This is a genomic window from Serratia sp. 2880STDY5682894, assembly GCF_001537385.1.
In the GTDB taxonomy this organism is placed as follows: Bacteria; Pseudomonadota; Gammaproteobacteria; order Enterobacterales; family Enterobacteriaceae; genus Serratia; species Serratia nevei.
This window is the reverse complement of record NZ_FCJA01000004.1, coordinates 32,389-54,680: the sequence shown is the minus strand read 5'-3', so window position 1 is coordinate 54,680 and position 22,292 is coordinate 32,389. Positions and strand designations below refer to the sequence as shown.

Sequence of the window (22,292 nt, the reverse complement as noted above, 5' to 3'; positions counted from 1 at the left end):
ATCAGTTATTGATGAACTTCTCGCCCAGCTCGATATCTTTGTGCAGCACGTCCAGCATCTCGTTCAGCGCTTTCTGCTCGAAGGCGCTCAGGGTGCCGATATCTTTGCGCTCTTCAACGCCGTTTTTGCCCAGTACCAGCGGTTGTGCGAAGAAGCGAGCGTATTTGCCGTCGCCTTCAACGTAAGCGCATTCCACCACGCCTTTCTCGCCCTGCAGCGCACGCACCAGAGACAGACCGAAACGTGCGGCCGCCTGGCCCATGGACAGCGTTGCAGACCCGCCGCCGGCTTTGGCTTCCACCACTTCGGTGCCGGCGTTCTGAATGCGTTTAGTCAGATCCGCCACTTCCTGATCGGTGAAGCTCACGCCTGGGATCTGCGACAGCAGAGGCAGGATGGTCACGCCAGAGTGGCCGCCGATGACCGGCACGTTCAGCTCTTCCGGCTGTTTACCTTTCAGCTCGGCCACGAAGGTGTTGGAACGGATGATATCCAGCGAAGTCACGCCGAACAGTTTGTTCTTGTCGTAAACGCCGGCTTTTTTCAGCACTTCCGCCGCGATGGCGACCGTGGTGTTAACCGGGTTGGTGATGATACCGATGCAGGCTTTCGGGCAGGTTTTCGCCACTTGCTCAATCAGGTTACGCACGATGCCGGCGTTAACGTTGAACAGGTCAGAGCGATCCATGCCAGGCTTACGGGCCACGCCGGCGGAAATCAGCACCACGTCCGCACCGTGCAGAGCCGGGGTCGCGTCTTCGCCGCTGAAGCCTTTGATTTTAACTGCGGTTGGGATGTGGCTTAAGTCGACGGCAACGCCTGGGGTAACGGGGGCAATGTCGTAGAGAGAGAGTTCAGAACCTGAAGGAAGCTGGGTTTTGAGTAGAAGGGCGAGGGCCTGGCCGATACCGCCAGCAGCACCGAGAACTGCAACTTTCATCCTATACTCCTTTATTATCTTAAATATATAAAGCGCCGTGAATGTGTTGGTTACGGACCTTAAGTTATTACACCTTTAAAAACAATAAATTAGCCAATTCTTGCCTGCAGGTGTAATAAAACGGCCGCTGTCGCGTCCATTTTAGATTAAATCGCTTACGCATGAAGGGCATAGCGCACATTAATCAAAAATAGTGCGAGGTTATTCACGAGCAAGTTAACCGGCCGTTACATTACACCCTTACGCAACATCAGAACAACATCATTTTAATAACATTTTATTTACCACCGCAGGCCGATTTTCCGTCGTCAAAAGGGCATATTCATCGCTGCCGGATTTTGTTAAAATGCCGTCCTTTCCTCGCCGCCCGGTCATGTTTATTTTCTTTGGGTCGGCCTTTGTTGCATAAAAATTCATCTATATGCATAATCATGACTTCCACTATCAACATTCCACGGTGCAAAATGCGTAATCCCGCAAAACAGGAAGATCTGATCAAGACGTTCAAAGCGTTATTGAAAGAAGAAAAATTCAGTTCTCAAGGCGAGATCGTTTTGGCGCTGCAAGAAGAAGGCTTCGAAAACATTAACCAATCCAAAGTATCGCGCATGCTGACCAAGTTCGGCGCGGTACGTACGCGCAATGCCAAAATGGAAATGGTGTATTGCCTTCCTGCCGAACTCGGCGTGCCGACCACCACCAGCCCATTGAAGAATCTGGTGCTGGACGTCGACCATAACGACGCCGTCGTGGTGATCCACACCAGCCCGGGCGCCGCGCAGCTGATCGCTCGCCTGCTCGACTCATTGGGTAAATCCCAGGGCATCCTCGGCACAATTGCCGGCGACGATACGATTTTCGTCACCCCCTCCAACGGCTTTACCGCTCAGAAACTGCATGAAGCTATTCTGGGCGTGTTCGAGCAAGAGCTGTGAAACCTGGCGCTAACAAAGTGCGGCTGTTGCCCGCACTTTGTTAGCGCTTCTTTAACCCCCGCGTTACCTTCCCTGCCTTCAACCGCGTTTAACACTGCTTTTTTATCCCTCAGCAACACATTTCCATGACATCTCCATGTAACCAGCAGTACCCACTGTGATCTTCCGCACTTTTGGTCAAAAGCACTTACCTCATTGAAATTACATAAATTTAACATCAAAAGATCGTTTTATGAGCGTTTTTTATTCCTTATGGTTATAAAAAATAAGGATCATGAGGTTAAAGTTTCACTAGCAACTGTTAGCGAACTATTAATTTTTCGCGTTACTAGCTGTATACTCATTTTCGTGAACTGAATCACAGTTCGTTGGAACTGATAAAAGAATACGATGAGGTGAGATGATGAAAATTAAAACTACCGTTGCAACCCTGAGCGTTCTGTCCATGCTTTCATTTGGTGCATTCGCAGCACAATCTGTTGACGCAACTCAGGCCGCAAAACTGCAGCCGGCCGGTGTGATCACCGTGAGCGGCGTTGCCGCAGCGCCTTCCGACATTCGCCAGGCGCTGTCCGACAAAGCTGACGCCAAAGGGGCAACCGCTTACCGCGTGATCGAAGCCCGCAATGACGGCAACTTCCACGCGACCGCTGAAATCTACAAATAAGTACCGGCATTACCCGGCAACGGGCAATACATCTCTGGAATCAAACGCTGTCGTAACGGCCTTCAAGAATAAAAATCGCTGCCAAGCCCTTCCAGGCTGTTATGACCAAGGATCGCTATCATGAACATGAAAACTACTGTTGCTGCACTCGGCCTGCTGTCTGTCATCTCCTTCGGCGCTTCTGCCGCCCAATTGGTGACTAACGATCAGACCGCCAACCTGCAATCTATCGGCACCATTACCGTCAGCGGCATCGACGGCGCGCCGACCGACATTCGCCAGGCGTTGTCGGAAAAAGCCGACGCGAAAGGCGCAACCGCCTACCGCGTGATCGAAGCGCGTAATGAAGGCAACTACCACGCCACCGCCGAGATTTACAAATAACAACTCTGGGAACGGCTTTGCAGAGCTGATTACCCTCGTCACTGCCACTGCCGAGTTCTGACGCAAACGCCGATTTCCCAGAGACCCTCTCGTCGTCCTATCCGACGAACCCCGTTGCCCTCGCTCGCGAGGGCTTTTTTATGGACGTAAAAAAGGCCGCGAATGCGGCCCTTGGATTGTCTGATGCGGCGGAGCGATCAGTAGGTGACTTTCGGTTCCTGCTTTTTCGCCAGCGCGTCCAGCAGGCGATCGTGAATGCCGCCGAAGCCGCCGTTGCTCATCACCAGAATGTGATCGCCCGGCTGTGCAGTTTTCACCACCATGTCCACCAGCGTGTCGAGATCCGCGCTCCAGTGCGCCGGCTGCACGCAGGCATCCGCCACTTCCGCCACCTGCCACGGAATGTGGTGCGGCTGGAACAGGAACACTTCGTCGGCGCGGCCGAGCGAAGGCGCCAGATCGTTTTTGCTGATGCCCATTTTCATGGTGTTGGAGCGCGGTTCCAGCACCGCCAGAATGCGCGCCGTGCCGCCGACCTTGCCGCGCAGCGCGGCCAGAGTGGCGAGGATCGCCGTCGGGTGGTGTGCGAAGTCGTCGTAAACCGTGACGCCGTTGGCTTCGCCACGCAGTTCCAGACGGCGGCGGGCGTTGATGAAATCGCCCAACGCGCGGCAGGCGTCCGCCGGCTGCACGCCGACATGACGGGTGGCGGCGATGGCCATCAGGCCGTTATGCATGTTGTGCTCGCCCACCAGCGCCCAGTTCACTTCGCCGACCTGTTCGCCGTCGAGGAACACCGCGTAATGGCTGGCGTCCGGCGTCAGCTTCTGCGCGCGCCAGGTGCCCTCTTCCCCCACCAGCTCCTGCTCGCTCCAGCAGCCCATCGCCATCACCTGCTTCAGGTGGCTGTCGTTGTCCGGCAGGATGATCTTGCCTTTGCCCGGCACCAGACGCACCAGGTGGTGGAACTGTTTCTGGATGGCTTTCAGATCGTCGAAGATATCGGCGTGATCGAACTCCAGGTTATTCATGATCAGCGTGCGCGGGCTGTAGTGCACGAACTTGGAGCGCTTGTCGAAGAACGCGCAGTCATACTCGTCGGCCTCGATCACGAAGAACGGGCTGCCGCCAAGGCGAGCCGAAACGTCGAAGTTGCCGGGCACGCCGCCGATAACGAAGCCGGGCTGGTAGCCGCAGGCCTCGAGGATCCAGGTCGCCATGCCGGCGGTGGTGGTTTTGCCGTGGGTGCCGGCAACCGCCAGTACCCAGCGATCGCGCAATACGGCGTCGTGCAGCCACTGCGGGCCGGAAACGTAAGGAATGCCACGCTCCAGCACCGCCTCCACGCACGGGTTGCCGCGCGTCATGGCGTTGCCGATGATCACCAGATCCGGCGCCGGATCCAGCTGGGCTGGATCATAACCCTGAATAAGATCGATCCCCTGGTTCTCCAGCAGCGTGCTCATCGGCGGATAGACGTTGGCGTCCGAACCGGTGACGTCATGCCCCAGTGAGCGCGCCAGCATCGCCAACCCGCCCATAAAGGTGCCACAGATCCCAAGAATGTGAATGCGCATAGGTTTCTCATGTGAGTGCATCGAATGTCGGCATATTCTAACGCTCAGAATCGTCCAGAAGAAATGGATTTGCCTATGAATGGCGCGCATCTTTGGGCTACACTGCACGCGAAAACGTTGGCGGTTTGTTAACAGGCCGCTATCCATCCGTAGATTCAGGGATTGTGTCATGAAAACGTTAGGCGAATTTATCGTCGAGAAACAGCACGACTTCTCGCACGCCACCGGCGAGCTGACCGCGTTACTTTCTGCAATTAAACTGGGCGCCAAAATCATCCACCGCGACATCAACAAGGCCGGCCTGGTTGATATTCTGGGAACCAGCGGGGTGTCCAACGTACAGGGCGAAGTTCAGATGAAACTGGACCTGTACGCGAACGAAAAACTGAAAGCGGCGTTGAAAGCGCGTGGTGAAGTTGCGGGTATCGCTTCCGAAGAAGAAGATGAAATCGTGATATTCGACGGCGAGCGAGCTGAAAATGCCAAATATGTCGTTTTGATGGATCCGTTGGACGGTTCGTCCAACATCGATGTCAACGTCTCGGTCGGTACGATTTTCTCTATCTACCGTCGCATCACGCCGGTCGGCACGCCGGTGACCGAAGAAGACTTCCTGCAGCCGGGCAGCGCCCAGGTCGCAGCGGGTTATGTGGTTTACGGTTCGTCCACCATGCTGGTGTACACCACCGGTTACGGCGTCCACGCCTTTACTTACGATCCGTCTCTGGGCGTGTTCTGCCTCTCCCACGAGAAAGTGCGCTTCCCGGCGAGCGGCAACATGTATTCCATCAACGAAGGCAACTACATCAAGTTCCCTCTCGGCGTGAAGAAATACATCAAATACTGCCAGGAGCAGGATGAAGCGACGCAGCGCCCTTACACCTCGCGCTACATCGGTTCTCTGGTGGCGGACTTCCACCGCAACCTGCTGAAAGGCGGCATCTACATCTACCCAAGCACCGCCAGCCACCCACAAGGTAAGCTGCGCCTGCTGTACGAATGCAACCCGATGGCGTTCCTGGCCGAACAGGCCGGCGGTAAGGCCAGCGACGGCAAAAACCGCATTCTGGACATCACGCCGGTGAAACTGCACCAGCGCGCGCCATTCTTCGTCGGCACCAAGTCGATGGTAGAAGACGCAGAACGCTTCATCGCCGAAAACCCGGACGAGTAACGCGTTCTTTGCAAGGGTTCGGCGCCACGCCGAACCCTTATCGCCTTACAGCTTGAACGCCGCCATGCTCTGCGCCAGCAGCTGAGCCTGATCTTCCAGCGAGCGCGTCGCCGCCGCCGACTCTTCCACCAGCGCCGCATTCTGCTGCGCCACCTGATCCATCTGCGCCACCGCCAGGTTCACCTGTTCGATGCCGCTGCTTTGTTCCCGCGTCGCCGCCGAGATCTCACGCATCAGCGCCGTGACCCGGCCCACTTCGCCGGTGATGCCGCTCATGGTCTGCGCCGCCGACTCCACCATCTGCTCGCCTTCCTGCACCCGGTTTTGCGACGCTTCGATCAACCCTTTGATCTCTTTCGCCGACTGGGCGCTGCGCTGCGCCAGATTGCGCACTTCGCCGGCCACCACCGCGAAACCGCGGCCCTGTTCGCCGGCACGCGCCGCCTCTACCGCCGCGTTCAGCGCCAGGATATTGGTCTGGAAGGCGATGCCGTCCATCACGCTGATGATGTCGGCGATGCGGCGCGAGCTGTCGGTGATCGCCTGCATCTTGCTCATCACCTGGCTGACCACGTCGCTGCCCTGGTTGGCGATATCGGACACGCTCAGCGCCAGTTGGTTGGCCTGTTCGCAGTTCTCAGCGTTCATTTTCACCGTCGAGGTCAGCTGTTCCATGCTGGCGGCGGTCTCTTCCAGCGACGCGGCCGATTCTTCGGTGCGCTGCGCCAGATGCAGGTTGCCGGCCGCCAGTTCGCGTGAACCGGTGTCGATCTGGCTGCTGGCGTCACGCACTTTGCTGACCGAACTGGCCAGCGCCTGCTGCATGCGCTGCATCGCCCGCACCAGGCGGCCCATCTCGGTATCGCCCTCACCGCGGATCTCATGGGTCAGATCGCCGCCGGCGATGTGTTCCAGCTGCGCGATGGACTCGTCCAGCGGGCGCAGAATGATCACCCGCAGCGCGAACCAGGCCAGCACCGCCAGCAGCACGCTCAGCAGGCCCGCCACCACGATCAGCGAGATCTTGGTGCTGGCATTGTTTTCCGCGTCATACACCTGCTGCGCGCCAAGCTTCATCGCGAAACTGCGGAAATCGCTGAGATCCTTTTCGAACGCGATGCTCAGCGCGGAGATGCGCGTTTCCTGGATGTGATAATACTCATCGATCTTGCCGGCCTTAATGGCGGCGGCCATCGGCTTCACGCCCTGCTCCAGATAGGCGCGGTAGCTGTTTTGCAGACGGTTGGAGAGTTCACGGCCGCGATCGGTCACGGTGCCAACGCCGACAAAGCGCGCCATTTCCTTGTTCGACTGCTCGAGGTAACCGTAGATGCGGCCCACGGTGGCGTCGGAGACATCGACCTGGCCGATCTCCCGTTGGCGCACCGCCAGCGAGGCGGCGGTTCTGGCGCGCAGCGTCAGGTTGGAGCTGTTGGCCAGCGAGCCCAGCTCTTCGCCGAGGATCTGGTTAAGGGTATGGATCGAGCGCGATCCTTCGTTAATCGCGTTGACGCCAATAACGCTGACCATGATCAGCAGCATGGTCATCAGGCTCAGCAGGGCGATCAGCCCAGCCTTCACCGTAATCTTTTTTAGCATGAGTTCTTCCCGGCTTCAGAATAGTGAGATCAGACGTAGTAGGGGTGGCAAAACGCGGAGCCAGCTTTGCTGGCTCATTATTGTTTGTTGAAGTTATCGGCAGGCGAAGGCAAAACTTCATGCCGCGGCGGGATTAATCTGGAAATTCTCCGTGCGCCGGCACGCTGGGTTTTCAACGATGAAAAGGGCAGGAAATCGCAAAAGAGTCCGCTATAATAGCCGCCACTCCATTTCTGGTTTGATGATTAAAGGAAACCGACATGAGCTTGAATCTGGTCCCTGCTGGCAAAGACCTGCCGGAAGACATCTACGTAGTAATCGAAATCCCGGCCAACGCCGATCCAATCAAATACGAAATCGACAAAGAAACCGGCGCGCTGTTCGTTGACCGTTTCATGTCCACCGCGATGTTCTACCCGTGCAACTACGGCTACATCAACCACACCCTGTCTCTGGACGGTGACCCGGTTGACGTGCTGGTCCCAACCCCATACCCGCTGCAGCCGGGCTCCGTGATCCGCTGCCGTCCGGTTGGCGTGCTGAAGATGACCGACGAAGCCGGTGAAGACGCCAAGCTGGTTGCGGTACCGCACAGCAAGCTGACCAAAGAGTACGATCACGTGAAAGACGTGAACGACCTGCCGGAACTGCTGAAAGCCCAGATCGCTCACTTCTTCGAGCACTACAAAGATCTGGAAAAAGGCAAATGGGTGAAAGTGGAAGGCTGGGCAGACGCTGCCGCAGCTAAAGCGGAAATCATCGCCTCCTTCGAACGCGCTGCCAAGAAGTAATGCCAGCCGCCGTCCGATGAAAAAACACCGCTCATTGAGCGGTGTTTTTTTTTCTTACTGTTCGTCGAGACGCTTCAGCCAGTCGCCGCTGGTAATCCGCGGGTAACCGTCCACGCTGTGTTTGTACAGGTAGATCCACGCACTCCCATAAGGCGTCTGAATCAGCTCGCGCTTATAGTCCTTGGTGTTGCTTTTCAGTTCGTCCAGCTCTGCCAGAATCGATGAGTTAATACGATACACCTCGCAATGTATCGTGCCCTCTCCAGGGATCGCCGCCGGGTAATGGCCCAGATTATAAATCTGATAGCCTTCGAGCTCGTGCTCGCCGAGCCATTGGGCGTTGGTCATCCAATGGCTGTTTCCCTGTTTGCGCCGTAAACTGCCGTAGACAATTATTCGCATCGCTAAAACTCAAACTGATAGAGCAAATCTAATGCCTGGTCGAGACCAGACACCGCTTCAAGATACAACTTAGGCATCAGGCGATAACGCAACGTCAGCGTGGCCAGCGAGTCGAAAATGCCCACCCCATATTTTACTTGTAAGCCTGGGAGGACATAGCCGCTCACGACAACCTGGGAATTGTCGCCAACCCCCTGAGTGTCCAGAGCCAAATTACTCACGCCGAATGCCTCGCCGATTTTACCCACAAGTTGACCACTTTGTGCAACCCCCATGCCGATTAACATCGAGGTCATGGCGTTGCCGTCGGCGCCGGAGCTGCTCAAGCCCTGGCCGCGCAGCAGATAAGACAAGGCTTCCTGCTGCGATTTGGCCGGATCGGAGAACACTTCCAGCTTCGGCGCATCCGCCAGGCCGGTCACGCGCACGCCGGCGGTCACATCGTCCTCGGTGGATTCCGGGTTGCGGATCGCCTCGATATTCAGCAGCGGCTGATCCGGCGGGCCGGAGAACATCAGCTGCCCTTTACGCACGATCAAATCCTGACCATAAGCATGGAATCGGCCGGAAGGGATGTCAATCTGGCCGTTGAGGCCCAGCCCTTTCTTGTCCTGCACCACCTTCAGATCGCCCTTCAAGCGGGCTTTCAGGCCAAAGGCGTCCAGCCGCACGTCGTTGCCGACGTGGATCATCAGGTTGCTGTTGATCGGGATCGACGCGGTCTTCGGTTGAATCGGCTTCAGCTGGTCGTCCAGCATCACCTCGTCGGAAGAGACGCCCACCGCGCTTTCCGGCAGCTCCTGCACCGTGATGCGCGCCCAGGGAATGTCGACCTTGCCGTTGAGCGAGAACAGCTGCGGCGTGGCTTCAAACACCAGATCCGGCGACACGTCGATGCGGATCATCGGCGGCACCGTCACCCGCAGCTTGTCGCCCTTGGCGGCAATGCGCGCACGCCAGGCGTTGATATCGCGCCAGTCGGCATCGCCCGCCAGATTCAGCTGGCCGCGCGTGGTGCTGAGCAACCCTTCCAGCGTCGAGGTCATGCCGTTGAAATTCACCGCCAGCCGCGCGTCGGTCATGTCGAACGGCATCCAGTGCCCCTGCACCTTCGCCCGATCCAACGCCAGGCGCCCGAACACCAGCGGCTTCTGCGCGCTGCCGCCCAGGCGCAGGTTGGCGTTCAGCATGCCCGCCGCGCTTTCGCCCTTCATCAGCGCCGGGTTGATCAGCGCCAGCGAGATGTTGGTGATATTGACGTTGCCGCTGATGGTGCGCCGCACCTGCGGATCCGCCACCTGGATATTGCCGTCGAACTGGCCGTTGTTGGTCAGTTTGATCCGCCAGTCGGCCTGCGCGCGGCCGTTGTTCAAGCCGGCGTTGAGGGTCAGCGTATCGAAGGCGACCGGCAGCGCGTTGCCCTGCACCTGCTGCACCACCTTGACGCCGTTGCCGGCCAGCGTGACTTTCGCCTCCGGCAGCGCGCCGCCCGGCTTCCAGCTGACGTCGGCCCGGCCGGTGAACACGCCGCTCAGGGCGGTGTCCGGGCCGAGGAACGGCTTGATCATCGCCAGGTCGAACCGGTTGAGCACCACGCTGGCCTGGCCGCTCTGGCCGGCTTCAATGGTCTTAGGCACGCACAGCTCGGCGTTCGGGTTCTGCCAACAGTGCGGCCCGACGCTGATTTTCTGCTCGGTGTTCAGGTAGTCCAGCGCGATGGCGCGCGTCAGGCGCCATTCCCCGACCGGCGTATCGAAACGGGTGTTGTTCAGATTGCCGCGCCAGCGCTGCTGCTGACGATCGAAGCTGCCCTGCAGCGCCAGCTGGCCGGAGACCGGCTTGCCGTCAATCTTCAGCTGCAGCTGGTGCTGCTTCTCGCTGCCTTTGGCGTCGAGGGTCAGCAGGCTGACCTCCAGCGCATCCTGCTTCAGCTGTTCGACGCGTACCGCCAGCTGCCCCTGGATCTGATCCGTGGAGCGCACGTCGCCGTCTATTTTCACGCGATTGATGCGCAGCGCCTGCCACTGCAAGCCGGAAGCGGTCAAATCCGCCAGCAGCTGCGGCGCCTGCAGATTGCCGCGCAGCTTCAGCAGCCCTTTGGCGGTGCCGCCCAGGCCCGGCAGCGCGCCGTCCAGACGCGGCGCGTCGATGTTGGCGTCCAGGTTCCAGCTCTTCTCGTCCAGCTGCCCTTTGACGTTCAGTTGGTTACGCCCCAGCGCCAGATCGATGCCGGGGATTTTCCACTGCCCGGCGGCGTTGCCGCTCAGTGTACCGCGCGCCGTGACCTTGTTCTGCTTCACGTTGCCGTCCAGCTGCAATACCGGCACCTGCAGCTGCCAGCTGCCGCCGTGCAGGCTGCCGCGCGTGGTGATCTTGCCATCCAGCTTCGCCGGCCATTCCGGCCACTGCTTGGCGGTATTGATGCCGCTCAGCGTCAATTGCGAGGTCCAGCTGATGGCTTTGCTCCAGTCCACCAGCGCGGTAAGATCGGTATTGCCCTGCAGCGCCGCCAGGCGCAGGCGCTCCAGCTTGAACTGCTCGACGTTGCCTTTGCCGTCCAGCGTCAGCACCGCCGGCGGCAAGTCCTGGCCTTTCAGATTGGCGCGCGTCGACAGCGCGTAGTCGGTCGCCTTGCCGTTAAAGCGCAGGCGGAAGTCATTGACCTGATACTGCGCCTCGCCGCTCAGCGGCCATTTCAGCTGCTTGCTCTGCAACGTCAGCGCCAGCGGCAGGCCGGCTTCGGCCAGCCGGGTTTGCACATCGAGCTGGGCGCCGACCGGGCCGGACAGGTTCAGCGCCACCTTCAGCTCGTCACGCAACCCACCGCCGATGTTCAGCTTCACCTTCTCGCCCTTCAGCGGTTCGATATTCAGCGCGCTGTTGGCGGTCAGGGCCACCGGCCAGTCGCCGGTCAGGGTTGCCTGCCCCTGCACTGACAGCGTGCCCTGAGGCGACTTCACGTCGAAGTTGTCCAGTTGGATATGCTGATCCTGCGTGCTGGCCTGCAGTAACAGGCTCGTGATTAGCACGTCGGTATCGCCGGTCAAGCGCAGCTGCTCGCCGCTGATCTCTTTGACGGTGATATCCAACGGCAGGCGGATGTCCGGCAGATCCGGCAACAGCGGTTTGGCGAACAGTTCTTTCAGCGTTTCGCCCAGCGGCTTCTCTTCCGGCTGAGGTGCCGGCTTCGCCGCGTCGGTAACCTGCTCGCCGACCTTTTTCGCCACCTCGACCGCCGGCTGCACCGCTTCCGGCAACGGGTTTTGCGGCGTTTTCGGCAAGGCGATCAGCAGCGAGCCGATCTTGGTCGGCATCAGCGTCAGCGCGCGCTCTTGCCACTGCGCGCCGGTGCGGAACTCGGCCAGAGAGATGGCGGTGTCGTCGACGGTGACCTTGACGTTGTTCAACGCCAACAGGCGCAGCGTGATCGGATAAGGCGTGCTGAGATTGGTGGTCGGCTCACTGCTCTCCTCCACCGGCGCGGAAGGCGCCATCTCTTTGGTGTTCACCGCCACGTCCACATCCTGGGCGGTCAAGGCATTGACGCACAGCGAGCTGCGTTTAAAGCAGGACAGGTCAAGGGAGAGATGGAACTGCCCGGCGTTGACCGTCACACCCGGCATCTGATATTTCACGCCCTTCAGCGTCAGATCGCGCCAGCCGCCGCTGACGCCGGCGATCTCCAGCCCCGGCACCCAGCGCGCCGCGCCGTTGATGACCATATGCAAACCGGTGGTGGTGCCTATCAGGAAGGCCAGGCCGCCGATCAGCAACAGCAGAACGACCAGAAATCCGAGACAAATCTTTTTAACCAGGCTCATAGTTCAGGCCCCAAACCGATGTAGAACTGCATCCCGTGGGTGTCCTTGTCTCCCACAGGCGCGGCGATATCCAGCTTCACCGGCCCCACCGGCGACTGCCAGCGCACGCCTACGCCGGCGCCGGTCTTGAAGTTGCTTTTCTTGATATCGTTCACCGCTTCACCGGAGTCGACGAACATCGCCCCCCACCATTTGCCGGTCACGTTGTACTGGTACTCCAGCGAGCCGGTCAGCATCTTGGAGGCGCCGGTCAGCTTGCCGTCGCCATCGCGCGGCGAAATGTCTTTGTACTTGTAGCCGCGAATGCTGCGGTCACCGCCGGCGAAGAAGCGCAGATCCGGCGGCACCTTGTCGAAGTCGTTGGTTTCGATCCAGCCCACCTGGCCGCGCGCCACGAAACGGTGCTTGTCGGCCAGCGTGCGGATCCACACGTTCTGCGCCTGCATCAGCGCGAAGTCCACGCCGGACCCCCAGGTGGTGTCGGACACGTCGATAGAGTAGCGCTGGCTGTCGCCCCAGGTCGGCATCAGGCCGCCGCGCGAGCGGGTGCGGTTGAAGCTGACGCCGGGATACAGCAGCATGGTGGTGTTGCTGACGTTACCCTGGGTAAAGTTATCCCAGCGCCAGGTCAGGTTGATCGCCCGCTGCCAGCCGCTGGAGAGATCCCAGTTGCGCGAGGCCACCACTTTGGAGGTGACGGACTTGGTGTCGTTAAGATTGACGTTCTTGAGGCCGCCCTGCAGCAGGTAATACTGCTCCAGCGGGTTCTTCAGCAGCGGGATCTTGTAGGTCAGATCCAGCTGCTGCTCCGGCGCCGATACGCTGGCGCTGGTTTCCAGGCTATGCCCGCGATCGTTGAGCCAGGGCTTTTTCCAGGTGCCTTTCACCCGCGGGCCGACGTCGGTGGAGTAACCGATACCGGTTTCGACGGTGTTGCGCGTGCGCGGCGTCACCAGCGCGTCCAACGGCAAAATCTTGTTCTCTTTGGCATCGTTGAAATCAGGGGATACCACCACCGAGTTGAACCAGTTGGTGGCGGACAAACGGCGGTTCAGCTCGGCCAAATCCTCCGAACTGTAGTAATCCCCCTGATGAAAGGGCACCAGATTTTGCAGATAGTCTTCGCGGATTTGCGAGCCGGTGAATTTTACCTTGCCGAAGCGGTAACGTTCGCCGCTGTTGAAATCGATATCCCAAAACGCCTTGTGCAGATCTTCGGCCACGCCAAGCTGGCTTTTGGTCATGTCGGCATCGAAGTAGCCTTTGCGCAGCGCCAGGCCGGTGAGAGAGCCTTTGAAACTGTCATACTTGCCGTGGTTGAGGATCTCGCCGATGGTCGGCCGGTCCTTCTTTACCAACGCCAGGTAGTCCTCATCGGTCTTCGCGCCGCCTTCCAGCACGATGTTGGCGCCGGCGATACGCACCGGTTCGCCCGGATTGACCTTGGCATGCAGCACCGGGCGCGACATCCCCGGCCGATCGTCCAGCGTAAATTCGATGGTCGGCTGATAATAGCCGAGCGCGCGCAGCCCCTGGCGCACTGCCTCATCCACCCGTGCGCGGAAGCGACCGTCGGTGCCGACCTCTTCAGGCGTGATCGACGACAGGCGCACCCGAACGTTTTTTTCCAACTCTCCGCTTAACCCTTCCACCTGCAACCGCACGTTCGCCGCGTAGGCTGCAGGTGCCGCAAGCAACACAGCTATCAAGCACATGACCGGGTACTTTGGCACGTGTTCTCCTTATTGATTTTACTTTCCTGTTATGGTGTTCGCTCCGGGGCCAGGGCAGACTCCGCGCTATCATGACGGCAGCCCTCTTCAGCCTTGTTCCGGACGCCGCCCGCCGCGCTTTGCCACCGCCGCGCAACAGGCGAATTCTTCACTTTTGGCGCTCAAAATACTGCGTTAAGCTTATACATAAACCCAACTTGCCACTTATTGTGGGCAAAGACGCGGTGAGATACAACCGAACCGCCCCCATGTAGGGTCAATTCTTACTGTGACAACAGGAGTCAACCGTGGTGCCATTTTTTGATAAATCACAAACCGTCGATAAGGCAAGCGCGCTGCCTGGCCGCACCACGCCAATGCCTGTCGCAACGCTCAACGTGGTCACCGAACACTCGATGACCCAGGTGCCGGCAGGCATGGAAGTGGCGATCTTCGCCATGGGCTGTTTCTGGGGCGTTGAGCGCCTATTCTGGCAGCAGCCGGGCGTCTACAGCACCGCCGCCGGCTACAGCGGCGGCTACACGCCGAACCCGACCTACCGCGAAGTGTGCAGCGGCCAGACCGGCCACGCCGAAGTGGTACGCGTGGTGTTCGATCCGCAGGTCGTCAGCTACAAACAGCTGCTGCAGGTATTCTGGGAAAATCACGATCCGGCGCAGGGCATGCGCCAGGGCGGCGACGTCGGCACCCAGTACCGCTCGGCGATTTACACGCTGAGCCCGGAGCAGCAGGCCGAGGCGGAAAGCAGCCTGCAGCGCTTCCAGCAGGCGATGGGCGCGGCGGGCGACAAGCGCGTCATCACTACCGAGATCGCGCCGGCGCTGCCGTTCTATTACGCGGAGGACGATCATCAGCAGTACCTGTTCAAGAATCCGGAAGGCTACTGCGGGCTGGGTGGCATCGGCGTTTGCCTGCCGCCGCAGGGCTAATCCGATGCCGGCCGGCGGCACTTTTTTAACCGCTGGCGGCCCCTGTGGGGCAACTGCTATACTATGCGGGCCGCTTCTGCGGCCCGATAGCTTCCCTTCTGGTTGTTATCGCTGCTTTTTTTACTATGTACTACCCTTCCTCAAGAGCGCCGGCATCCCGTCGGCACGTATGGATAGATTATGTTAAACAGTATTTTACTGATTCTTTTTCTGATCGCGGTGAGTGCGTTCTTCTCACTGTCGGAAATCTCTCTGGCCGCCTCGCGCAAGATCAAACTGAAGCTGATGGCGGACGAAGGCAACATCAACGCCGCCAGAGTGCTTAAACTGCAAGAAACCCCAGGCATCTTCTTCACCGTGGTGCAGATCGGCCTGAACGCCGTGGCCATCCTCGGCGGTATCGTCGGCGATGCGGCTTTTTCTCCCACTTTCAAGGTGTTGTTCGATCGTTTCCTGTCGCCCGAACTGGCGGAACAGGTCAGCTTCATCTGCTCCTTCGTGCTGGTGACCAGCCTGTTTATCCTGTTCGCCGATTTGACCCCGAAGCGCATCGGTATGATTGCACCAGAGACGGTCGCCGTCCGGATCATCAACCCGATGCGTTTCTCCATCATGATCTTCCGCCCGCTGGTGTGGTTCTTCAACGGCATGGCCAACCTGATCTTCCGCATGTTCAAGCTGCCGATGGTGCGTAAGGACGACATCACCTCCGACGACATCTACGCAGTGGTGGAAGCCGGCGCCCTGGCGGGCGTGCTGCGCAAGCAGGAACACGAGCTGATTGAAAACGTGTTCGAACTGGAATCGCGCACCGTGCCGTCTTCGATGACCTCGCGTGAAAGCGTGGTGTACTTCGACCTGCGCGAAAGCGAAGAGAGCATCAAGGAGAAGGTCTCGACCCATCCGCACTCCAAGTTCCTGGTGTGCGACGGCCATATCGATCAGGTGGTCGGCTACGTCGATTCCAAAGACCTGCTGAACCGCGTGCTGGGCAACCAGAGCCTGGTGCTGAGCAGCGGCGTGCAGATCCGCTCGGCGCTGATCGTGCCGGATACGCTGACGCTGTCCGAAGCGTTGGAAAGCTTCAAGACCGCCGGCGAAGACTTCGCGGTGATCCTCAATGAATATGCGTTGGTGGTGGGCATCATCACCCTTAACGACGTGATGACCACGCTGATGGGCGATCTGGTTGGCCAAGGCCAGGAAGAGCAGATCGTGGCGCGCGACGAAAGCTCATGGCTGATTGAAGGCGGCACGCCGATCGACGACGTGATGCGCGTGCTGGACATCGACGAGTTCCCGCAGGCGGGCAACTACGAGACCATCGGCGGCTTTATGATGTATATGCTGCGCAAGATCCCGAAACGCACCGACTTCGTCAAATACGCCGGCTACAAGTTCGAAGTGGTGGATATCGACAGCTACAAGATAGACCAGCTGCTGGTCACCCGGCTGAGCGACAAACCGGCGGCGGTACTGCCGAAAGCCCCGGAAGACACCCCGGCGGCTTGACGCCAGCCGGCAAAAACATCAGCGGCCCCATCGGGGCCGCATTTTTTTTACCGCTGTCAGCGCAGTGTTCAGCCAAACTCGGCCTGCAACAGCAGCACCTGGCGGTTTACTTCAGACATCACGCTGAAATGGCGCTTGTCACGAATCTTCGGCGGCAGGATTTTCCCCTCGTCGAATTCAAATGCGCCCACGTCCTTGATATACAGCCTTCCGCGAAACAGGGTCTTAACGTACTTTGCCACTTTCAAAGGGTTATAACGCTGGAAGATTCTCATTCTTTTACGCTCCTCCCGTTGATCCATGCGCTCAGCGAGCCGCCAAAGGTGGCAGCCTCGAAATTCAGAACGCAACTTGATTGCATGTAGTAGACCCAGTAAAGACCAGAACGTTCACTTCTGCCCGGTGATCTACGCTGGATTTACACTTTTTGACAGAATTGTATATGATAATTTATAACGTTTTCAGTATATCCCTTCAAAATCTGATGATTAGCGAACCAAGGGAAAATCTGCGATCCGGTTAACAGGACAGACCTCTTATCACATCCTATGCTTTAGGCTGTCGAAGTGCTGTCGCACAAATTCCACTCATTACAAGGAGAAAGCATGAAAACAAGTCGCATGCTGATGGTATCCCTGCTGCTCGCCCCGCTTTTCGCTTCCGCGCACAACTTCCAGCTCCAGCAGCGCGTAGCGCCGGTCGGCGTCAGCGACAAAGGAGAGCTCAATTACGCTGACGGTAATTTTAGCTACCAGAACTGGAACAGCGCGCAGCTCAGTGGAAAAGTGCGAGTGATACAACATATTGCCGGCCGCAGCTCCGCCAAAGACATGAACGACCCACTGATTGAAGCGATCAAGAAGGCGAAGCTACCACACGATCGTTACCAAACGACGACAATCGTCAACACCGACGATGCCCTGATGGGCACCGCGATGTTCGTGCGCAGCAGCATTGAGGACAGCAAGAAGGAGTTCCCGTGGTCGCAGTTTATCGTCGACAGCGACGGCAACGTGCGCAAAGCCTGGGATCTGCAGCCGAAAGGCTCAGCTATTGTGGTGCTGGATAAGCAAGGGCGCATTCAGTTCGCCAAAGACGGCGCGCTGACGCCGGAAGAGGTGCAGCAGGTGATGTCCAAGCTGCACCAGCTGTTGGCGAACTAACTCAGAACAGCGACACCCGGAAGCCGGGGTTGAGGAAAGATTCACGCGGGGTATAGAGCAACGGCTTGCCCTGCCAATCGTGAATTTGCGCCCCGGCGGCCACCGCCACCGCATGTCCTGCGGCGGTATCCCAAATGTTGGTCGGCCCGAAGCGCGGATAGAGCTGCGCCTTGCCTTCCGCCACCAGGCAGAACTTCAGCGAGGAGCCGACGGACACGGTCTGGTGCTCACCCAGCTGCTGCAAATAGTCTTTCAGTTCGTCGTCGATATGCGAGCGGCTCACCACCACCAGCGGCGGATGCGCGTTGCTAACACCGATCGCCTGCCGCACGCCCTTCTCTTCTTTCCAGGCCTTGCCGCGCTCCGCCAGATACAGCACGTCGATCGCCGGGGCGTACACCACCCCCATCACCGCCTGCCCGTCTTCAATCAGGGCGATATTGACCGTGAACTCACCGTTGCGGTGCAAGAACTCTTTGGTGCCGTCCAACGGATCGACCAGCCAGTAGCGCGTCCAGTTGCGGCGTTCTTCCCACGCCGGCGGATCTTCTTCCGACAGCAGCGGCACCTCGGGCGTCAGCGCCGCCAGGCCACGCTTGATGATGTGATGCGCCGCCAGATCGGCCGCCGTCACCGGTGAATCATCTTTTTTCTGTGCGACATCAAGCGGTTGTTCACCGTCGTACACCGCCATGATCGCCGCCCCCGCCTCGCGGGACAGTTGGCAAATTCGCTCTAACATCATGCACCTCAACTCTGCATCTCCGTGGGAAATTTCCCCCTGTCTCTGCTAGCAGACTAGTTTTTTTTACGCTGAATATCCATCTCAACCGGCTAACCCCCGGGAATTCCTCAGATCTTGTTAGGCACAACTGTGAACTTCCCCGCGTTACCTGCCGCCGTTTTCTGCCACACTTCACAGTTTGCTGTGGCAAGCAATGTTAATTACATTTCCCTCTGCGATAACACTCGAATAATGGAATGGAGAGAGCCCAAAATGATGAAGCATCCCCTGACGCTGTCCGCGTTTGCGCTGCTGGTGTGCGCCTCGGCGCAGGCGGCCACCGTCGACCTGCGCGTGCTGGAAACCACCGACCTGCACAGCAACATGATGGACTTCGATTACTACAAGGACACGCCGACCGATAAATTCGGCCTGGTGCGCACCGCCAGCCTGATCCAGCAGGCGCGCCAACAGGCTACCAACGCAGTGTTGGTGGACAACGGCGACATCATTCAGGGCAGCCCGCTCGGCGACTACATGGCGGCCAAGGGGCTGAAACCGGGCGACGTGCATCCGGTCTATAAGGCGATGAATACGCTGAACTATGTGGTCGGCAACATCGGCAACCATGAATTCAACTACGGGCTGGACTACCTGAAGAACGCCATCGCCGGCGCCAAGTTCCCGTATATCAACGCCAACGTCATCGACGCCAAAACGCAAAAACCGCTGTTCACGCCGTACATCATCGTCGATACGCCGGTGAAAGACCGCGACGGCAAGGCGCATACGCTGCGCATCGGCTACATCGGCTTCGTGCCGCCGCAGATCCTGGTGTGGGACAAGGCTAACCTGCAGGGCAAGGTGACGGTGGACGACATCACCGCCACCGCCAAACGCTACGTGCCGGAAATGCGTAAACAGGGCGCCGATCTGGTGGTGGCGATCCCGCATTCCGGGCTGTCCAGCGAGCCTTACAAGGCCATGGCGGAAAACTCGGTCTACTACCTCAGCCAGGTACCGGGCATCGACGCCATCATGTTCGGCCACGCCCATGCGGTGTTCCCGAGCAAGGACTTCGCCAATATCAAAGGCGCGGATATCGATAAGGGCCTGCTGAACGGCGTACCGGCGGTGATGCCGGGCCAATGGGGCGATCATCTCGGCGTGGTCGACCTGCAGCTCAACAACGATAGCGGTAGCTGGAAAGTGACCGCCGCCAAAGCGGAAGCACGGCCGATCTACGACAAAGAGAACAAGAAATCGCTGGCGGCGGAAGACGCCGCGCTGGTGAAAGTGTTGGCGGACGATCACAAGGGCACGCGCGAGTTCGTCAGCCAGCCGATCGGCAAATCCGACGGCAACATGTACAGCTACCTGGCGCTGGTGCAGGACGATCCGACGGTGCAGATCGTCAACAATGCGCAGAAGGCCTACGTTGAACATTACATTCAGGGCGATCCGGATCTGGCCGATCTGCCGGTGCTGTCGGCGGCAGCGCCGTTCAAGGTCGGCGGCCGCAAGAACGATCCGGCCAGCTTCGTCGAAGTGGAAAAGGGCCAACTCACCTTCCGCAACGCCGCCGATCTCTATCTCTACCCCAATACCCTGGTGGTGGTGAAGGCCAGCGGCAAAGAGGTGAAAGAGTGGCTGGAGTGCTCCGCCGGCCAGTTCAACCAGATCGACGTCAACAGCGCCAAGCCGCAGGGCTTGATCAACTGGGACGGCTTCCGCACCTATAACTTCGACGTGATCGACGGCGTCAATTACCAGATCGACGTCAGCCAGCCGGCGCGCTACGACGGTGAATGCCAGCTGATCAACGATAAGGCGGAGCGCATCAAGCAGTTGACCTTCAACGGCAAGCCGATCGATCCGAACGCCACCTTCCTGGTCGCCACCAACAACTACCGCGCCTACGGCGGCAAATTTGCCGGCACCGGCGACAAACATATCGCCTTCGCCTCGCCGGATGAAAACCGTTCAGTGCTGGCGGCCTACATCAGCGCCGAAACCCAGCGGCACGGTGCGGTGCATCCGCAGGCGGACAACAACTGGCGTTTGGCGACCTTCAGCAGCCAGCAGCCGCTGGATATCCGCTTCGAGACCTCGCCGTCGGACAAAGCGACGGCGTTTATCAAAGAGCACGCTCAATATCCGATGACCGCCGAGGGCAATGACCGCATCGGCTTCGCGGTGTATCGCATCGATCTTAGCGCGAAATAATCACCCGGCCGGGGTCCCCAGCCCCGGCCACCTTCTCTTCGATTTTCCCGCTGGCGCGCCCTTTAAATTGCATTTAAAATGCATGTTATAAGATTCCTTCGTTTAAAGAGGCACTACCATGGATTACCGCAATCAATCCCTTGGCGCGCTCGCTATCGCCATTCCCCGTGCATCCCGTCTGTTTCGCCAGCATCAGCTGGATTTCTGCTGCGGCGGCCGGCAATCGCTGGCACGCGCCGCCGAGCGCAAAGGGTTAGATATCGACAGGCTGGAAAACGAACTGGCCGCCCTGGCCGCCACGCCGGAGCCAAGCCGGGACTGGCGCACGGCACCGCTCGGTGAGGTGATCGATTACATTCTGCCGCGCTTTCATCAGCGACACCGCGAGCAGCTGGCAGAACTGGTGCTGATGGCGGAAAAGGTCGAACGCGTGCACGGCGACAAGCCCAGCTGCCCGCGCGGGTTGGCGAAGCAGCTGAACCTGATCCGCCTGGATCTGGAGAATCACATGATGAAAGAGGAGCAGATCCTGTTCCCGCTGATCAAACAGGGCATGGGGCCGCAGGCCTCCGGACCGATCTCGGTGATGGAGCATGAACATGACGAGGCGGGTGAGCAGTTGGAAGTGGTGAAGTTCCTCACCGATAACGTCACGCCGCCGGAGGGCGCCTGCACCACCTGGCGAGCGCTGTACACCGGCATCGACGAGTTCATCGGCGATCTGATGGAGCACATCAGCCTGGAAAACAATCTGCTGTTCCCGCGCGCGCTGCGCGGCGCATAAAATAAGGGCGCCACGAAGGCGCCCAGAGCAATCCTCGGTGGGATTACAGGATTTCCAGCAGCTCGACGTCGAACACCAGCGCGCTGAACGGCGGGATGGACGCGCCAGCGCCACGCTCGCCATAGGCCAGGTTGTGCGGGATATACAGCTGCCATTTGGAGCCGACCGGCATCAGGGTCAGCGCTTCGATCCAGCCTGGGATCACGCCGCTGACCGGGAATTCTGCCGGCTGGCCGCGCTCGACCGAGCTGTCGAACACGTCGCCGTTGATCAGACGACCGGTGTAGTGCACACGCACGCGGTCCTGACGGGACGGGATCGGGCCGTTGCCCTGCTCCAGCACGGAGAACTGCAGGCCGGACTCGGTCAGCGTCACGTCGTCGCGCTTGGCGTTGTCGTCCAGGAATTTCTGGCCTTCAACGGCCATCGCCTGCTGGCGCTCGCGGCGCACCGCGTCCGCACGCTCGTGGATCTCACGCAGCGCACGGTGCACCACGTCTACCGGAACCGCCGGGGCATTCCCTTCCAGCGCGTCACGCAGACCCGCCAGCAAAGCTTCCGGTTGCAAACCTTCCAGCCCGGACTCTTGCAGCTGCTGGCCGACCTGTAAACCAATCCCGTAACTTGCTTGCGCTTCAACGCTGTCAAAAGAAGGGGTTGTCATGGGGTTTTCCTTAAGTCTGTAAAAAGTCGAAAGCGCAGCATAACAGCGCGTCAATGCCGGGTAAAATCTTGTGTGGAGAATGATGACTTTTGTCGTAGAAAAAGAAACAATAACCTTCTGTTAACGCCCGCAGCCGCAAACCGCGGCTCTGCCGCTCAGCTGCCTTTCGCTTCAATCAGTTAGCGGACTATACTGAAAGCAGGATATCGGGCAGGCGAGGCGCTTGCCGCGCCGCGCTAATTACTACGCCGTCGAAGAGAGGTCACC

The 22,292-nt window shown here is 59.0% G+C and carries 19 protein-coding genes; 10 read left to right on the top strand and 9 right to left on the bottom strand.

The window, feature by feature from the left end; all coding sequences use genetic code 11:
- Position 1 precedes the first annotated feature (1 nt).
- A complete protein-coding gene (mdh, locus tag AWX27_RS10875; protein ID WP_004933569.1) occupies positions 2–940 on the bottom strand; it encodes a malate dehydrogenase in 939 nt (312 codons plus the stop codon).
- Between the two features lie 464 nt (positions 941–1,404).
- Between mdh and argR the strand changes: the two genes are divergently transcribed.
- From argR to yhcN (AWX27_RS10860), 3 genes are all read left to right on the top strand, one after another.
- A complete protein-coding gene (argR, locus tag AWX27_RS10870) occupies positions 1,405–1,875 on the top strand; it encodes a transcriptional regulator ArgR (protein WP_004933572.1) in 471 nt (156 codons plus the stop codon).
- 403 nt (positions 1,876–2,278) lie between these two features.
- Positions 2,279–2,542, top strand: coding sequence for a peroxide/acid stress response protein YhcN (gene yhcN, locus AWX27_RS10865; RefSeq protein ID WP_038879766.1), 264 nt, complete (start codon positions 2,279–2,281; stop codon positions 2,540–2,542).
- A gap of 120 nt (positions 2,543–2,662) precedes the next feature.
- Complete coding sequence (gene yhcN, locus AWX27_RS10860; RefSeq protein ID WP_004933578.1) at positions 2,663–2,926, top strand: peroxide/acid stress response protein YhcN; 264 nt, start codon at positions 2,663–2,665, stop codon at positions 2,924–2,926.
- A gap of 197 nt (positions 2,927–3,123) precedes the next feature.
- Here the strand turns inward: yhcN (AWX27_RS10860) and mpl are convergent, their stop codons facing one another.
- Positions 3,124–4,503, bottom strand: a complete 1,380-nt coding sequence (gene mpl, locus AWX27_RS10855; RefSeq protein WP_033636810.1) for a UDP-N-acetylmuramate:L-alanyl-gamma-D-glutamyl-meso-diaminopimelate ligase — start codon at positions 4,501–4,503, stop codon at positions 3,124–3,126.
- A 169-nt stretch (positions 4,504–4,672) separates the two neighbouring features.
- On the opposite strand from mpl, the gene fbp reads away from it, so the two are divergent.
- Positions 4,673–5,677: a class 1 fructose-bisphosphatase gene (fbp, locus tag AWX27_RS10850; protein ID WP_004933587.1), complete on the top strand. Its 1,005-nt coding sequence runs from the start codon at positions 4,673–4,675 to the stop codon at positions 5,675–5,677.
- Positions 5,678–5,722: 45 nt separating this feature from the next.
- Here the strand turns inward: fbp and AWX27_RS10845 are convergent, their stop codons facing one another.
- Positions 5,723–7,276 carry a methyl-accepting chemotaxis protein gene (locus tag AWX27_RS10845; protein ID WP_060421931.1) on the bottom strand — a complete coding sequence of 518 codons (1,554 nt, stop codon included), beginning with the start codon at positions 7,274–7,276 and terminating at the stop codon, positions 5,723–5,725.
- 260 nt (positions 7,277–7,536) lie between these two features.
- Here AWX27_RS10845 and ppa point away from each other — a divergent pair, with 260 nt between their 5' ends.
- Positions 7,537–8,067 (top strand): inorganic diphosphatase, encoded by a 531-nt coding sequence (gene ppa, locus AWX27_RS10840; RefSeq protein ID WP_004933594.1) that lies wholly within the window; start codon positions 7,537–7,539, stop codon positions 8,065–8,067.
- 54 nt (positions 8,068–8,121) lie between these two features.
- Here ppa and AWX27_RS10835 read toward each other — a convergent pair whose 3' ends face one another.
- Genes AWX27_RS10835 through AWX27_RS10825 form a run of 3 tightly spaced genes read right to left on the bottom strand, consistent with a single transcriptional unit; the run spans position 8,122 to position 14,005 of the window.
- On the bottom strand, positions 8,122–8,469 hold the full coding sequence (locus AWX27_RS10835) for a gamma-glutamylcyclotransferase family protein (RefSeq protein ID WP_033648686.1): 348 nt from the start codon (positions 8,467–8,469) through the stop codon (positions 8,122–8,124).
- A gap of 2 nt (positions 8,470–8,471) precedes the next feature.
- Positions 8,472–12,290, bottom strand: a complete 3,819-nt coding sequence (locus AWX27_RS10830; RefSeq protein WP_060421927.1) for an autotransporter assembly complex protein TamB — start codon at positions 12,288–12,290, stop codon at positions 8,472–8,474.
- Complete coding sequence (locus AWX27_RS10825) at positions 12,287–14,005, bottom strand: autotransporter assembly complex protein TamA (RefSeq protein ID WP_204275932.1); 1,719 nt, start codon at positions 14,003–14,005, stop codon at positions 12,287–12,289. Before AWX27_RS10825 ends, AWX27_RS10830 begins: the two co-directional genes overlap by 4 nt.
- Before the next feature lie 308 nt (positions 14,006–14,313).
- Here AWX27_RS10825 and msrA point away from each other — a divergent pair, with 308 nt between their 5' ends.
- Together msrA and AWX27_RS10815 are read left to right on the top strand one after the other, a co-directional pair.
- Positions 14,314–14,952: a peptide-methionine (S)-S-oxide reductase MsrA gene (gene msrA, locus AWX27_RS10820; protein ID WP_086581134.1), complete on the top strand. Its 639-nt coding sequence runs from the start codon at positions 14,314–14,316 to the stop codon at positions 14,950–14,952.
- A gap of 180 nt (positions 14,953–15,132) precedes the next feature.
- Positions 15,133–16,464 carry a polyamine export protein PaeA gene (locus AWX27_RS10815; RefSeq protein WP_049270169.1) on the top strand — a complete coding sequence of 444 codons (1,332 nt, stop codon included), beginning with the start codon at positions 15,133–15,135 and terminating at the stop codon, positions 16,462–16,464.
- Positions 16,465–16,532: 68 nt separating this feature from the next.
- Here AWX27_RS10815 and AWX27_RS10810 read toward each other — a convergent pair whose 3' ends face one another.
- Complete coding sequence (locus tag AWX27_RS10810) at positions 16,533–16,739, bottom strand: DUF1107 domain-containing protein (protein ID WP_019453363.1); 207 nt, start codon at positions 16,737–16,739, stop codon at positions 16,533–16,535.
- A gap of 330 nt (positions 16,740–17,069) precedes the next feature.
- Here AWX27_RS10810 and AWX27_RS10805 point away from each other — a divergent pair, with 330 nt between their 5' ends.
- Positions 17,070–17,627 carry a YtfJ family protein gene (locus tag AWX27_RS10805; protein WP_025159587.1) on the top strand — a complete coding sequence of 186 codons (558 nt, stop codon included), beginning with the start codon at positions 17,070–17,072 and terminating at the stop codon, positions 17,625–17,627.
- Position 17,628: 1 nt separating this feature from the next.
- Here AWX27_RS10805 and cysQ read toward each other — a convergent pair whose 3' ends face one another.
- Positions 17,629–18,369, bottom strand: coding sequence for a 3'(2'),5'-bisphosphate nucleotidase CysQ (gene cysQ, locus AWX27_RS10800; RefSeq protein ID WP_033644177.1), 741 nt, complete (start codon positions 18,367–18,369; stop codon positions 17,629–17,631).
- 255 nt (positions 18,370–18,624) lie between these two features.
- On the opposite strand from cysQ, the gene AWX27_RS10795 reads away from it, so the two are divergent.
- Both AWX27_RS10795 and ytfE read left to right on the top strand, forming a co-directional pair.
- Entirely contained in the window at positions 18,625–20,577 is a 1,953-nt protein-coding gene (locus AWX27_RS10795; protein ID WP_060421914.1) for a bifunctional 2',3'-cyclic-nucleotide 2'-phosphodiesterase/3'-nucleotidase, read from the top strand.
- Positions 20,578–20,695: 118 nt separating this feature from the next.
- Entirely contained in the window at positions 20,696–21,361 is a 666-nt protein-coding gene (gene ytfE, locus AWX27_RS10790) for an iron-sulfur cluster repair protein YtfE (RefSeq protein WP_060421910.1), read from the top strand.
- Positions 21,362–21,404: 43 nt separating this feature from the next.
- On the opposite strand, the gene fklB is transcribed toward ytfE, so the two are convergent.
- Entirely contained in the window at positions 21,405–22,025 is a 621-nt protein-coding gene (gene fklB / locus AWX27_RS10785) for an FKBP-type peptidyl-prolyl cis-trans isomerase (protein ID WP_004933618.1), read from the bottom strand.
- Between the last annotated feature and the right edge of the window lie 267 nt (positions 22,026–22,292).